The 14,982-nt window shown below is 31.1% G+C and carries 13 protein-coding genes; 5 read left to right on the top strand and 8 right to left on the bottom strand.

Translation table 11 applies throughout. The features are described 5' to 3' along the window. Positions 1–10: 10 nt before the first annotated feature. The gene (locus tag BN1865_RS07395; protein ID WP_050636603.1) at positions 11–2,392 is read right to left on the bottom strand and encodes an ABC transporter permease; all 2,382 of its coding nucleotides are present in this window, start codon (positions 2,390–2,392) and stop codon (positions 11–13) included. 273 nt (positions 2,393–2,665) lie between these two features. On the opposite strand from BN1865_RS07395, the gene BN1865_RS07390 reads away from it, so the two are divergent. Further along, entirely contained in the window at positions 2,666–3,286 is a 621-nt protein-coding gene (locus tag BN1865_RS07390) for a C39 family peptidase (protein WP_050636602.1), read from the top strand. A gap of 222 nt (positions 3,287–3,508) precedes the next feature. Here BN1865_RS07390 and BN1865_RS07385 read toward each other — a convergent pair whose 3' ends face one another. From BN1865_RS07385 to BN1865_RS07375, 3 genes are read right to left on the bottom strand one after another with little or no spacing between them, the layout of a single operon-like run. Continuing rightward, positions 3,509–4,324 (bottom strand): Cof-type HAD-IIB family hydrolase, encoded by an 816-nt coding sequence (locus BN1865_RS07385; RefSeq protein WP_050636601.1) that lies wholly within the window; start codon positions 4,322–4,324, stop codon positions 3,509–3,511. 12 nt (positions 4,325–4,336) lie between these two features. Beyond that, positions 4,337–5,227 carry a PHP domain-containing protein gene (locus BN1865_RS07380; RefSeq protein WP_050636600.1) on the bottom strand — a complete coding sequence of 297 codons (891 nt, stop codon included), beginning with the start codon at positions 5,225–5,227 and terminating at the stop codon, positions 4,337–4,339. Between the two features lie 14 nt (positions 5,228–5,241). Further along, entirely contained in the window at positions 5,242–6,219 is a 978-nt protein-coding gene (locus BN1865_RS07375) for an ROK family transcriptional regulator (RefSeq protein WP_050636599.1), read from the bottom strand. A 252-nt stretch (positions 6,220–6,471) separates the two neighbouring features. Between BN1865_RS07375 and BN1865_RS07370 the strand changes: the two genes are divergently transcribed. The 4 genes from BN1865_RS07370 to BN1865_RS07355 all read left to right on the top strand — a co-directional run bounded on the left by BN1865_RS07370 (position 6,472) and on the right by BN1865_RS07355 (position 9,374). Beyond that, positions 6,472–7,002: a helix-turn-helix domain-containing protein gene (locus BN1865_RS07370; protein WP_050636598.1), complete on the top strand. Its 531-nt coding sequence runs from the start codon at positions 6,472–6,474 to the stop codon at positions 7,000–7,002. A 253-nt stretch (positions 7,003–7,255) separates the two neighbouring features. Next, positions 7,256–7,663, top strand: a complete 408-nt coding sequence (locus BN1865_RS07365) for a VOC family protein (RefSeq protein WP_050636597.1) — start codon at positions 7,256–7,258, stop codon at positions 7,661–7,663. 52 nt (positions 7,664–7,715) lie between these two features. Next, positions 7,716–8,267, top strand: a complete 552-nt coding sequence (locus BN1865_RS07360) for a DUF5131 family protein (RefSeq protein WP_232780350.1) — start codon at positions 7,716–7,718, stop codon at positions 8,265–8,267. Positions 8,268–8,468: 201 nt separating this feature from the next. Continuing rightward, positions 8,469–9,374, top strand: coding sequence for a hypothetical protein (locus BN1865_RS07355; protein ID WP_050636596.1), 906 nt, complete (start codon positions 8,469–8,471; stop codon positions 9,372–9,374). Positions 9,375–9,451: 77 nt separating this feature from the next. Here the strand turns inward: BN1865_RS07355 and BN1865_RS07350 are convergent, their stop codons facing one another. The 4 genes from BN1865_RS07350 to BN1865_RS07335 all read right to left on the bottom strand — a co-directional run bounded on the left by BN1865_RS07350 (position 9,452) and on the right by BN1865_RS07335 (position 14,485). Then, on the bottom strand, positions 9,452–9,943 hold the full coding sequence (locus BN1865_RS07350; RefSeq protein WP_050636595.1) for a GyrI-like domain-containing protein: 492 nt from the start codon (positions 9,941–9,943) through the stop codon (positions 9,452–9,454). A 151-nt stretch (positions 9,944–10,094) separates the two neighbouring features. Then, positions 10,095–12,347, bottom strand: a complete 2,253-nt coding sequence (locus BN1865_RS07345) for an ATP-binding cassette domain-containing protein (RefSeq protein WP_050636767.1) — start codon at positions 12,345–12,347, stop codon at positions 10,095–10,097. Between the two features lie 131 nt (positions 12,348–12,478). Beyond that, complete coding sequence (locus BN1865_RS07340) at positions 12,479–13,354, bottom strand: AraC family transcriptional regulator (RefSeq protein ID WP_050636594.1); 876 nt, start codon at positions 13,352–13,354, stop codon at positions 12,479–12,481. Positions 13,355–13,372: 18 nt separating this feature from the next. Further along, positions 13,373–14,485, bottom strand: coding sequence for a C45 family autoproteolytic acyltransferase/hydolase (locus BN1865_RS07335; protein ID WP_050636593.1), 1,113 nt, complete (start codon positions 14,483–14,485; stop codon positions 13,373–13,375). Between the last annotated feature and the right edge of the window lie 497 nt (positions 14,486–14,982).

Here is a 14,982-nt window from a genome sequence, read left to right as displayed (position 1 = left end):
TGATTCTCTCCTATTCTAAATTATTCATTTCACGAATATTTATTTTTTTAACTCCAAAGGTTGCGATTGCAGTTGCAACCATAATACCAATCAATAAGATACCAGGATAAATCAAATAAGCTTGTAATGGATTCACTTGAATCGCAACATCGGCACCCATAATCGCAAAGATTGGCTTTAGTAAATACTGATTACTGATTAATGACAATGGAATAGATATAATCATTGAAACAAAAGCAACAAAGATCATACGCATCAACTGCCAATGACGAATTGTTGCTTGTCTAAAGCCAACACTTTTCATCATTGCAATCTCACCTTTTTCACGTGTGATAAACAATTTTTCCATCAATAATGTTATTAACATAATCACCGCACACAAAAGACCTGTCATTGGTAATAAGAATTGCGATAACATATCTTGAATACCACCAACATTTTGATTAACCATGTCTTGAACTGTACGCCATTCATAATTTGGAAATTCTGTTTGCATCATTTTGGCAACTTCACTTTGTGACTTATCTATATCAAGATCAACCATAATGGCCCAATAGTCAAACATCATTTCTTTTTCGCAATTCACTAATGGATTTAAACGAGCACTTTTCCCTAACTGCATATAGTCACTATATGCTCCTGTAATCACAAAATCTTTCTTTTCGCCATTAATTGTCGCACTCACATAGTCTCCAATAACCCATGAATTTTCTTTCATAATTGTTTGAGAAAAAGCAATTTCATTTTCCAGCATCGGTGCTTTTCCTTCACTATATTCAGCATATGAGCGTTCTTTTCCCAAAACCTGAATAGACATAATATTGTTTTTCGTTGTTGAATCCTTTGTTTCATAACTGATAAAGTAAATAGGTAAAGCTGTCATTTGAGCTTCATACCCTTTCTCTTTCATCTCATGTTGAAGTCTTTTGACACCTTCCATTAATGTTTTAGAATTATTATATTTTTCTGATTCTCCTTCTTCTATTTTACGAACACAGACTGATGTGTCAGGATCAAGTTGAAACTTCCTAACCATTTCAGAACTATTCATTGTATTAATTGTATTTAAAGGAATCGTAATTAAAATAAAACTGATACAGAAAGTAATAATTAAGACAATATAGCGTGTTACATGACTTGTGATATCATTCAAACCAAGATAGAGTGAAACTGGTAAATGAGAAAAACGTGATAAACTTATCCCTCTTCCATTATGGAATCGTTCGCCCGTATAACCTCCACGTATAGCTGTAATTGCTGAAACTTTATTTAGCTTTCTTGTACACAAATAACAAAATGCCAACACTAACCCAATAATAAATAAAGCACATAAGATATTGATACCAATATTCAATTCACTGCTTGCCATAATCATATTTTTATTAACACTCTCAATCATCATTTGACTGACAGGGACACTGATAAAAGCCCCTATTGTTGATCCCACAATAACAATTGCTAGATATTTAACCAAATATATTTTCTTAATCGCATAATTTCGTAAACCAATCGCCTTTAATATGCCTATTTCCTGATATTGTTCTTCTAATGAGAAGACAAGTGTAAATCTTAATACAAGTAAAGCAATTAAAATCAAACATACACCAATTAAGATAAGCAATCCTGCCATAATCATATCAAAAGAATAAACCAGTTTATACGTATCAATCGTAATCGTATTCATAATCCCTTGAAAACCTTCATTATTCATTTGATCAGCAATCTTTGAACCTAAATCAGAATTGATATAATATAGCCCAAGCTGAGATGAGACTTTTTCATAATCATTATAGTCTTCTTGACTTAACATAAATCGAATCATGCCAACCATATCACTACCATAAGCAGCATCTTTAACAATGGCTTTTATCATTAATTCTTTTTCAATACCATTTTGATGAATAATCAAATAATCACCAACTTGTAAATTGGTTTTATCTTGAATATTGACAGAAATTGCAATTTCTCCTTTTTGAAGATGAATATTTTTTCCCTCTGTATCAAACACCTTACAATAATCAACATTATCTGTTGATAGGAATAGACTCGCACCTTTATTATCAAAAGCAGAAGTTTTTCCATCTTTTTTCATAGTAACTGATTTATCTGATATTTCAAGAATCTTATTATATTGATAATCATCAATATCTCCTTTATCCTTTTTTTGATCTAGCCAATCATTAATCTTATGAATATCCTCTTTTGAATTCATAATGATATTAACATCTGGCACATGAGCATAATCCATATAATAATCAACTGCTGAACTGATGACCATAATATTATTGATACTGCTTGCTAAAAAAACTGTTGATAATGTGATAAAGAGAAATAGGATCATATTGACACCTTTTCTTTTCATCATATCTTTTTTGAGTATTTGTAATAACATAATCTCTCTCCTTTATCCAACTTCATTATAAAGAATCAATTATTAAAAAATCCTTAAATTAAAATCTTTTTAAAAGTTTATTTCAATTCATTATAACTGTAATTAATAAATTAAAAAATATTTTTATATACTTGTTTCTATTTATTAAAAATATCCTGTTGGTTTATTGCTCATTTATACTATCTATATTATGTTATTGCTGCTTATTCTAAATAACATATCTTTAAATGATTTATGTTATAATAATGATGAAAATAATATGGAGGATATTCTATGAAGAAAAGAATAGCAATTCTAGGTACTATTATTATATTTATTGTTTCTATTTGTTTACTTCTTTTACCAAAGACACATTCTGAGAACTCATCTCAAATATCAAACTATCCAGACTCATATATGATAAAGACAGACAATTATTTTGATTATCAACCTGGTTTAGAATGTGCAGCTTTTTCATCTGCATACCTTTTGCGTTACTACGGCCAGGAAGCAGAAGGATTAAAACTATTTGAAACTTTTCCTGGTAAACTCTCGAGTGGTGGAGTCCGACCAGCTGGTGTGACTGAATTCTTTAAAAGTCAAGGGTATCAAGCAGAATATGTTGTAAATGGTACGATTGATGGTCTTAAATCTGAAATTGCCAAAGGTGCACCAGTGATTGTTTTTATCCATGTCGAAGAACCTTATGATAATCCTCATGCTACGCATTATGTTCCTATTGTCGGTTATGATAAAGATTATTTCTATTTTGCTGAAAGTCTCGATTATTTAGCAAATTGTAAAGATCAATCAGGTTTAATATATAACCGTAAAACTGAAATAACAAAGTTTAAGAAACTTTGGAATCATATTGATAGTATCTGGGATTTTCCTTATTTTATAATTACACCGTAAAAATATCTTTTTATAAAAGTGATATTCATCTTACTTTTGATGATGAGTGTTAATGATTTAGAAATCAAAAAACATCCTAATGATATTGATCTTATTCATGAATATAAAAAGTAAGATGAAATTTTTTTAATTATCCAATTTATATGTTACTTATGTTAACACAATTAGTACAATAAAAAAGACTTATAAGTTTTCAATCTCATAAGTCAAATTTAATATTGATTAGTCTTGAAACATCTGCTCTTTATTGATAAGCCAATCAATAGCCTCTAAAACACCACCATCATTATTTGATGAAATCGTATACTTAGAAACAGCTTTGACTGAGTCTTTAGCATTAGCCATTGCAAAACTATATGTTGCATGTTCTAGCATCTCTATATCATTTCCGCTATCTCCAAAAGCCATAACATCTTCATCAGCAATATTCCACTTTTCCATTAACAGTTGAATACCATGCGCTTTATTAATTCCTGGGATAATCAAATCAATTCCAAAATGACCACAATCCACAGGTGTCATAATATGTCCAATTTTTTCTTTTAATTCATTTAAAATCATTTCAAAATTATCCTCATTACAACTCAAGAAAACTTTAAAAATAGAATCATTTAAATCTTTAAAATGAGCTACACGTTTCATTCTTGGATAATAGAAATTTAAACGATGAAAATAATCGTCATCTACTGACTCATTGATATATGCACTGTTTTTCCCACAAACAATTTTCTTGATTTCAGGATATTGTTCAATTGCATCTAGAACTTGTTCTAATTCTCCTGCTTTTAATTGAGCTACAAAGATATCTTCATCTTGATCAACGATATAACCCCCATTTTCAGCAATAAAAGTGATTTCTTTTTGAATTTCTGGAAAGAAAGAACGAAGCTGATAATATTGATTTCCACTTGCAACAACAAAATGTATATCATTTTCTTTCATATATGCATATTGTTGCATAAACTTTTCTTTATTATACTGGTTGTCACTTGTTAAGAAAGTTCCATCCATATCTACTGCAATGACTTTAACACTCATATTCTTGTCTCCTTATAATAAACCATTTTGTTTGAGTTGTTCTTCAATCAAAGACTGATCAATTGAACATTGTGACCCACCTAAGTGAATAGATGGCTTTGTTTTCCCATGATAATCACTCCCACAAGTCACTAAAAGATTATATTCTTTGCTTTTGTTATAGAAGTATTCAATTGCTTCTAGACTATGATAACTGCTAAATGCTTCCACTCCATCAAGCCCGATTTTCACCATTTCATCAAACAATTCATATTTATCTTTTAAGTTATTACCGGGATGAGCCAAAACAGCTTTTCCACCAAATTTATGAATCAGATCAATTGTTTCTTGAAGCGTTGGAAAAACAATTTCAGTATAACAAGGCTTTCCTTGAGCATAGAAATCCCAATAGAAATTAACAAATGGATTATCACTTCTTTCTCCACCTTCTCGATATGGTTTTAACAACTCATGGTCTTTATATTCTTCTTTTGCTAAAAGGACTTCTCCAAACATTTCTCCTGTCCAAACACCATTATCACTCACTGCATCTAAATCTTCTTTCTTTAAATCAAACCCTAAAGCATTTGTTAATTCTAATTTTTGATTTGAGCAACTTAATTCTTGTTTAAGAACATTTTCTTCTAATGCTTTGATCTCTTCTTGATGATAATCCATACCATATCCTACAACATGTAAATTAACACCTTGAAATGTACAATCAATTTCTACGGCTGGAATGCACTTGATACCTAATTCTTGACAACATTTAATTTCTTCATCAATGGCTTTTACACTATTGTGATCAGCAATAGCCATAATCTTAATTCCTGCTTCTACACATTGATGAACCAACTCTGATGGTGTAAACTGTCCATCATCTGAATATTTTGAATGCATGTGTAAATCGATATAATTTTTCATTTTCTTCTCTCCTTTTATTTTCTTTGATATCTTGAACTTTCTATACATAAAGATGATAATCCTTCAAAAACATAACTCTCCATTTCATTGATAAACTGAAACTCTGGAAGATGCTGAATAGGAATACATTTTTGAATAGCCTCTAAAAAAGCAGTCTTTTCTACACAAGGTGTATAGAGAATTAATAACGAAGGATTGATAATTGCAATAATACTTGCAACTTGTTTCACAAGTAATGATAATGGTTCATTTTTTAATAACTTTTCCTGTTCCTCTAATGTTCCATTAGGTAAATAAGCCAGTTCACCAGCAAAATGTGTTGCTCCATAGAGAATTGAATTATTGATATATAACCCACAGCCACTATGATGGTTATCAGGCTGATAAACAAAAGCGATTGACTGACTTTCTATAACATGGGTATGAATGTACCCAAGCATAACTGTATTGACATCATTTTCAATTCTTGTATGAATCCCACAAACTGATTCTATATGTTTTTGTAATTCTACACCATCAAGTGATTCTATATCAGATTTCTCAATTTTTCCATTGGCGACAATTGCTGGCAAAGACATTCCAAGATATTGAATATGATGCTTTTCATTAATCTCCTGAATCAAGTGTGTCAACATATTCAGATCTAAAGTATCAAACTGATATTTCAGTCTTTCTATGATGACAAAGTCTAAATCTACAATTTGACATTCAACATGGATCATTTGATTTTGTACTCTTAAATCAATAAGACCAAATGACATAAATGAACCACAGATTTTATATTGCTTTGCTTTTCTGCCACCCGTTGATTCACAATCTTCAACTCTCACAATAAATTGATTTTCTAAAAGTTCTTTAAGAATATTGGTAATTGTTGCATGTGACAGATGTGTTTCTTCAGCAATTTGATTTTTGGTAGCATATTTGTTTTCAATAAAATAATCTTTTACTTTTTGAATACTAATATTTTTTAATCCTTTTGACTTATACATAGTTCACCACCTTTCATCAACACTTGACGAATCTTTATATACATAGTATACATTGTTTATAAAAGAATGCATATATAATTTCATAAAATGAAAAAGATTATGATTTCATCTTCAGCATATTGAAGTATATATGATAAAAGGATAACAATGTCCCACTACAACTTCAAGTTGCGTCAATGCAATTTCAAGTTGGTAGATAGATTGTCTCTTTTCAGTTATAATGAGATATGAAAAAGGATGGAGGAATGAAATATGGCATTCGCAGATAATTTAAAAGAGATGAGAAAGAAAAAAGGTCTTTCTCAAGAAGAACTGGCTGATTTATTAAATGTAAGTCGTCAGGCAGTTTCTAAGTGGGAACAAGGTATTGGCTATCCAGAAGTAGAAAAATTATTAGTTTTATCAAGTCAATTGAATATTTCTTTGGACAGCTTAATGGCAGATGAGATTATCAATAATAGTCAGCATCAAGAGAATGATTGTTCAGGTAGGATTTTAATTTCTTCTTATGATGGAAAGTCTATTGTCAATTGTTATAAAATATTATCTTCACATATGTTTAAAACCAAAGACAATGAACCTAAATATGCTTTATTTGGTGTTGATGGCAATTCATTTTGGGGTGAACATACGACAGTTTTAGGCTGGTATGATAATGAAGAGAATATCAAAAAAGAAATCCAAGACATCATGACTGCTATGAAAAAAGGTGAGAGTTCATATGAACTCAAATATGCAGTGAAAACCAAAAGACGTTTATGGAAAATAAAGATAGATGAATAGTGATTTTATAGAAACATTCAGTTGATGGCATGATATATAATTGGATAATCATCGCTTTCATATTGTTTAATATCAACATATGATGTTTTGAAATCAGTTTGATTTTATGCGAATATGTTGCTTCTACTTTCTGATATTAGGATAAAGGTTGGTAATTGTATTTTAGAATAATATGTCCAATTTTTACAATAAATCAAAGAATTGATTACGTTATAATATTTCTATAAGCTAAAAAGAAAGAGAGATTATAGAGATGAAATTTAATGAAACAACTGTTCGTATTCTAGTTAGAAAAAATTATGGTGAGTGTTATGATTTTTATACTGAGAAAATGGGTTTGATACCTGTTTGGGGCGATAGAAATGGACCTTATACTTCATTTGCAGTGAGTCCTGATACACCACCATGTTTTGCTATATTTTTAGGTGATGCCATGCCGATGTTTCAAGGTTATCAGCAACCAGATGGTGATAGACCTACAGACACTCTTGTGGCAGTGATTCCATCACATGATTTAGATGGAGATTATTTGCGTTTAAAAGAAGCGGGTGTTCCATTTATAGGTGAACCTCAATATATTGAAGATTGGGGTATGCGTTGTACTTATTTTAGAGATCCTGAGGGGAATTTATTTGAATTAAATGATGCATCAGGAGTATAGTCAATTATCCTTATCATCATGAAAATGCAATTAATCAAAAAGGAGGCTATCTATGAATTGGGAACCATGGAGTGGATGTCATCAAATCAGTGATGGATGTACAAATTGTTATTACTATGGACCGCATGCTAAGCGTTATGGTCAAAATACTATAACAAAGACAGATAAATTTGATTGGCCTATAAGAATGAATGCAAAAGGTGAATATAATATTAAGGGAAATAAGATTCTTGCAACATGTTTTGCAACTGACTTTTTTCTTCCTGAAGCAGATGAATGGCGTAAAGAAGTTTGGCAAATCATTAAACAAAGACAAGATATAGAATTTTTAATTTTAACAAAAAGAATTGATCGTTTTCTTGTCTCACTGCCATCAGATTGGGGTGAAGGATATGATAATGTCAATATTGGATGTACTGTTGAAAATCAGGAAATTGCTGATTATAGACTGCCATTGTTTTTATCTTATCCTATAAAAAGACGTTTTATTGCCTGTGCACCACTTTTAGAAGCCATTGATTTAATACCCTATCTTGAAGGTGTAGAACATGTGACAGTTGGTGGTGAAACAGCAAAAGAAGCACGCATTTGTGATTATGATTGAATTCTTGATATTCGTGAACAATGTATCCAAGCAAATGTAACTTTTTGGTTTAAGAACACTGGTTCACTTTTTAAACAAAATGATATAATCAAAAAAATCAATCCATTTCAACAAACAACTGTTGCAAAAGAATTTGGTATCAATATTCTAAATGGAAAAAGATTATTTTAATGCTATAATGAATCAATGGAGGTTATAAACATGTACTATGAAAAAGCAAGAGATTTTATTTATAAAAATGCAAGACCTATTGATATAGCAAGATGGAAATATTTATTTGAAAATGGCTCAAAAGAAGCGGTTTTAGAAGCGTTGTCTACATATCAAAATGAGGATGGTGGGTTTGCTCATGCATTAGAACCTGATTGCTGGAATCCTCATTCTGCACCAGTTCAAACATGGGTAGCTACAGAAATCATTAAAGAAATTCAGTTAGAGGATAAAAATCACCCTATTGTTTTAGGCATTCTTAAATATCTGTCATCTGGGAAAGATTTTAATGGACATACTTGGGCTAATACTGTTGTGAGTAACAATGACTATCCTCATGCTCCATGGTGGGATTATGACTCGCAGCAAGAGCTTTCATATAATCCAACTGCATGTCTTATTGGATTTATTCTTAAATATGCAAATGAAGACAGTCAGATTTATATCTTGGCTTGCCAATTAGCTCAAGAAGCATTCAGTTATTTTAAAGACCATTTCCCATTAGAATCTATGCACACTGTTTCATGTTTCGTAGAATTATATGAATATCTGCAAGAGTGTCAACTTACTGAACTTTTAGACATGAAAGAATTGAAAACATTATTAACACAACAAATTCAACATATTATCACTTATGATACTTCAAAATGGGCAATTGAATATGTCTGTAAACCATCCCTATTTATAAGTTCTCAAACAAGTGATTTCTATGAATATAATCAAAAGATATGTCAGTTTGAATGTGAGTTTATTTTAGATACTCAAGAAGCTGATGGAACTTGGGCAATTACATGGTCATGGGATGATTATCCTGAACAATGGGCTATCACTAAGAACTGGTGGAAATCAGATTGGATAATTAAATATATGAAATTCTTAAAAGCGTTTTATCAATAAATTTCAATTGACAATAAGTATATATCTTGAGGTATATACTTTTATTTTGTCAAAAAAACTAACCCTTAAGTTAGTTCTTATTTCAATATATTATCAATGTTTTTATCTTGTACTGGTATCCATATTTCAATAACTGAATCATTTCTGTTCCAATGAAAACGATAATCATATTTTTCAAAGTGGATAAAATCATTTTTGATAGGTATATACTGACTTTCAGGCAGTATCTTTTCATATATTTTACCATATGTTTGATAAATTTGATTCATAGGACCAATATGTTCAACGATCATATATTGATGTGATTGTATGCGTCTTGATACAAATCCATGAGGAATATATGACGTTTGTGGAATTGCACAAAAATAGTATAATCTTCCTTGTCGTCTTTCCATTAATGCATACTTGATCCAATGCCCAGATTGTGACAAATGAAATGTCTTTAAATTTGTATTAAATCGTCTCCAAAATGAGGTGCTTATTTGTATGTTTTGTCTTTGTGAATTTGTCAATTCTATCTCTTGACCAATGATTAAAAACTCATCCAATGTTTGTATTCTATAATTCATTATTCTACTCACTTTCTTAAACTTCATCATGATTGCTTACTTAATATATCTTATGAGATTATAACACAATTCACTCTCCTATTTTCAAATGAATATTCAAACATATGGATTTTTACTAAATAACTTATGATTGATGATATAAATGAGTACTTTATTGCAAAGATCTTCTAAGATATTTAGCAGTGATTGTTTGAGCAGTTTCAACCATTTCCTGTGGTGTTCCAGTGAAAACGACTTCTCCCCCTGCTGTTCCTCCATCTGGTCCTACATCAATAATATAATCTGCTAATTTCATAACATCAAGATTATGTTCAATCACAATGACTGTATTTCCTTGAACAACAAATTGATCTAAAAGTTTCATAATATTTTTAACGTCAGAAGCATGTAATCCTGTGGTTGGTTCATCTAACAAGTAAATATTTCCTTTTTGATTAAGATGTTTAGCTAACTTGATTCTTTGCAGTTCACCTCCAGAAAGCGTTGAAAGAGGTTGACCAAGAGAGAGATAAGATAATCCAACTTCCATCATGGCATTGATTTTCTTTGCAATCTTTTGATGTTCCAAGAAGAATTCTGCTGCTTCTTCGACTGTCATCTTTAAAATTTCCATAATATTTTTTCCATGATATTGGTATGACAAAGCTTCCTCACTATAACGATTTCCGTTGCATGCTTCACAAGTTGTTGTGACTGGATCCATATAAACAAGTTCAACAGTGATTTTACCTTTTCCTTTACACACTGGGCATGCTCCTTTACTATTAAACGAAAAGAGCGAAGCTGATACTTGATTCTCTTGTGCCATGAGTTTTCTAATATCATCAAAAAAGCCCATGAAAGAAACAGGTGTTGAACGATTGGTTGCTGTGACTGAAGATTGATCAACAATGATAACACGTTCTTCATATTCCTTAGCAAACACATTTCTAAACAGACTGGATTTACCAGAACCAGCAACGCCTGTTACAACACATAATACATTTTCAGGAATATCTACAGATACATTTTTAAGATTATGCAATTGAGCATTGCGGATAGGGAGATATGAGTGTACAGGTCTTGGATTTTCTTTAATACCGATATGTTCACGCATAGCATTTCCTGTTAATGTATTTGATTCTAAAAGTTGATGATAACTTCCCTGATATAAGATTTCTCCACCGTATCGACCAGCATGAGGTCCAACATCAATAATTTCATCTGCGATAGAAATCACATCTTTATCATGTTCTACAACCAGAACAGTATTTCCTTTGTTTCTTAAACTTTGCAGAAGTTTTGTCATGCGATATACATCACGTGGATGCATTCCAGTGCTAGGTTCATCAAATATATAAATAAGACCAGTTAATGAACTACCCATATATCTTACTAATTTTAATCGTTGTGCTTCACCACCTGAAAGGGTTGTTGTCTCACGATTAAGGCTTAAATAAGGTAATCCAATATCAATCATTCTTGTCAATGTTGCAATTAATGTTTGGATAATTGTTTCAGCACGTGGATCTGTTATATCTTTTAAAACATCTCGCAGTTTGGTAAATTCCATATCACACATATCCATGATATGATAACCTTGAATTTGACATGTAAGTGATAAGGAATTCAAACGTTTCCCATGACAATCTGGACATTCATATTCTTTGACAATTCTTTTTAATTTTAAGAGTGTTGTGTCACTAGAATGTGATAAATCTCTTTTGATTAATAAACGATTGAAATGATTATAGATTCCTTCTATCTTTTTATTTACACGCTCACCGTTTTTTTCATAAGAACCATAAAGGAGTAAGTTTTTTTCCTGTTGAGTATAATCTTTCCATTTTTTATCAAGATCAAATAAACCACTTTCAGCATATTGTTTCCAATACCAATTTCCAACATGATAAGCGGGTAAATCTAACATGTCTTCATTTAAACTCTTTTCTAAGTCAATGACTTCATTAATATCAATATCTAATACTTTTCCGATTCCCGAACATGTTGGACACATGCCATTAGGATTGTTAAATGAAAAATGTGATGCACTTCCTACATGTGGGACGCCAATACGTGAAAAAAGCAAACGTAGTGCAGAATACATATCACTAATTGTTCCAACAGTTGAACGTGCATTTCCACCTAAACGTGCCTGATCGATAATCACTGATGGAGATAAGTTATCAATCAACTCAACTTTTGGTTTTCTATATTTTGGTAATCTTCCTCGAATAAATGCTGTATATGTTTCATTCATTTGTCGCTGACTTTCTGCTGCGATTGTATCAAAAACGATACTTGATTTTCCTGATCCTGAGACCCCTGTAAAAACAACAATTTTCTCTTTAGGTATTTTTAAAGATACATTTTTTAAGTTGTTTTGAGTTAATCCTTGAATTGTTATGTAATCTTTATGAGACATAAAAAAACTCCTCTCTTTATTCATAATATTTTTGATACCAGTCTGTATCATATTCATCATAAACCTTCCTGTTAGGGAAGAGTCAAGGAGTCATTTTATCTTTTTTTATTATAACAATATTTATTACATATTTATCGAATAGGAATATATATGTCCATTTCAGATTCAGGATGATGATATCCTAAGAACCGTTCATCTTGCAGTTCAAACGTTTCTCTAAAATCAATTTCTTCTTTCGTAGTGAGAAGCCATGTTCCCCAAATATAGTCAATTGTTTGGGAGAGTGTTTCTAAGCTTCCATGATGTGTAAAAACAGCATACTTTCCTCCTGGTATTACTTTTCTTACAAAAGGAGGTTTTACATTATCAAAGAATTCAACTTCTATACCAACGACTTCATAACATTTCATATCTTCATTAGCGATATAATGGATATCTTCCTGATAAGACTCATAAATGCCAAATTGACGGTGATGTGAAGGTAAACTCGGAAACTCCTTTTTCATAATAGCTAACTTTTCCCATAATTCTTTAATTCTTTCAGGTTTTAATTCTGTCTCTTCTCGTAATCCCATGACTTTTATTTCTGGTATTTCTACAATTCGAGGATGAACTGTTACATGATTGAGTAAGTGATTCATGAAATAATGATTTAAACATTCTTTACTTGATACAAAAGTATGTATGCGATTTTTACGATAGTTAAGAGGACTGACTTTATATGCAAATTTAAAAGCACGGCTAAATGCTTCAGCAGATTCAAAGTTATTTTCCATTGCAATATCAATGATTTTGTTATCTGTATAGAGCAGTTGATGGGCAGCATTTGCTAAACGACGTTTCTTAATATAGTTACCAACACTTTCACCAATAATAGCATTGAACTGTCTATTTAAGTGAAAGTAAGAATAACCGACAAAGTGAGCAACGTCTTCTACTTTTATGTCTTCTTGTAAATGATTTTCAATATAAAGAATAGCTTGTTCTAATGCTTTTTGATAATTCATTGTTTTTATTTTTCCTCTCTATCGTGATTGCCAATCAAACAATCCTTTTTCTATCTGATCAAATTCAATTTGAATCTCCTTGGTACCAGAAGGAATAGGCTGAAAAATATTATATATATTCCAAGTGTTTTCTGCTCGTCCTCCCCAACATATTTCAATAGTCCCATTACGTGGAGAGATAATCATACTTTTGGTTGTTCCAAAACTTTCAGCATAATTATGAAAACAAAGACCTTGAGGATATTTTGTGAGTAACATATCTTTTAATTGAGATTTTGTGATATGTGTCTTATCCCCTAATTCGTTTTTTATATACTGATATCGTCCTATACTGTGCGAAAAAGCTTGTTTTTCTAAATGCACAAATTCTGGTAATACTGTATGATTTGTTGCATGTAGCATTTGTTCATGACTTCCAGAATCAATTTGGCGAAAAGCAATATGTCCATTCATCGTTTGGACAAGTGCTCCATGATCTGTTTTATCTAATAAAATCATATTCATATTAAAGACAATAGGCATATCTTTTAAATAAGCCAATGCTTCTTCAACATTTTTACAATTTTCTAAAAGTGCTCGTACAACAATCCAGTACTGTAATCCATTAAACTGAGGTTTTTGCATATGTGGCAAATTGGCAACTGGTAAACCACATGAACTGATTGTCACTGCAAGTCCATGTTCATTAAAGCCATCATCACGTCCAAATTGTAACATAGATGTCCCTATATGTGTATACTTCCCTTCAACTTCAGTTCTCATCAGACAAAAATCTTCTAATTCATTAGAGAATTCATAGTTACGTGCAAGTATGGGTTGATTTTCATCAGTCTTATGTGAAAGGAGTGCAATGTGACTGCAATGTGGGACATAACATGTCATATTATAGAAAAATAAAGATTCTAATTTCACTCCTAATGCCATAGCAAATCCTTGTAATTCTTCAGTAAGACCTGGACACCATTGATCCAGTAAATCATTGGTCTCTTTCATCTGCTTCCTATCGACAGTTGTTTTGACTACATATTTTGCTTTTAAATGTTCATTATCAGCAACCATCTTTCCTAATTGATAACCAATTTCATAGTGACTTCCACTTAAATTTAATGTACGTGTTTGTATTGTTAACATCATTCCATCCTCCCATTGTTTTATAAATTTGTATGTCATTACTAAAAACTACAATATCTGCATAATTGCCTACTTTCAATTCTTCACGTTTCTCTTCACCAATACTTTGTGCTAGATTCTAATTTGTTAAATTCATTGCTTCATTTAAAGTTAAATCAAAATGTTTATATACATTTTTAACACATTAGTTTAAATCAACATGGCTTCCAGCTAAAGTTCTATCTTCTCATCTAGCTTGATAATCTTTGACATAGGCAGTTCCCATTGATAAATTATGAACATCATCATATAAACCTTCTGTTTGTACAAAATCAGTAATGAGAACGATTTTCTTTTTCAATAATATTTGAGTAGCAAGATAAGAAATATGTATTCTGTCTCAAATTAATTCAGCATATACATGATGATTTAGCATAATAGCACCAGTAACTCTAACTTGGCTGTATGTTAATGAAGTCATTGTGCATTGTAGAGTTTTCATTCACTTTGTATTTCCT

The sequence above is a fragment of the Candidatus Stoquefichus sp. SB1 genome (assembly GCF_001244545.1).
GTDB lineage: Bacteria > Bacillota_I > Bacilli_A > Erysipelotrichales > Coprobacillaceae > Stoquefichus.
The sequence above is the reverse complement of the archived record's forward strand: the minus strand, read 5'-3'. Positions and strand labels throughout refer to the sequence as shown.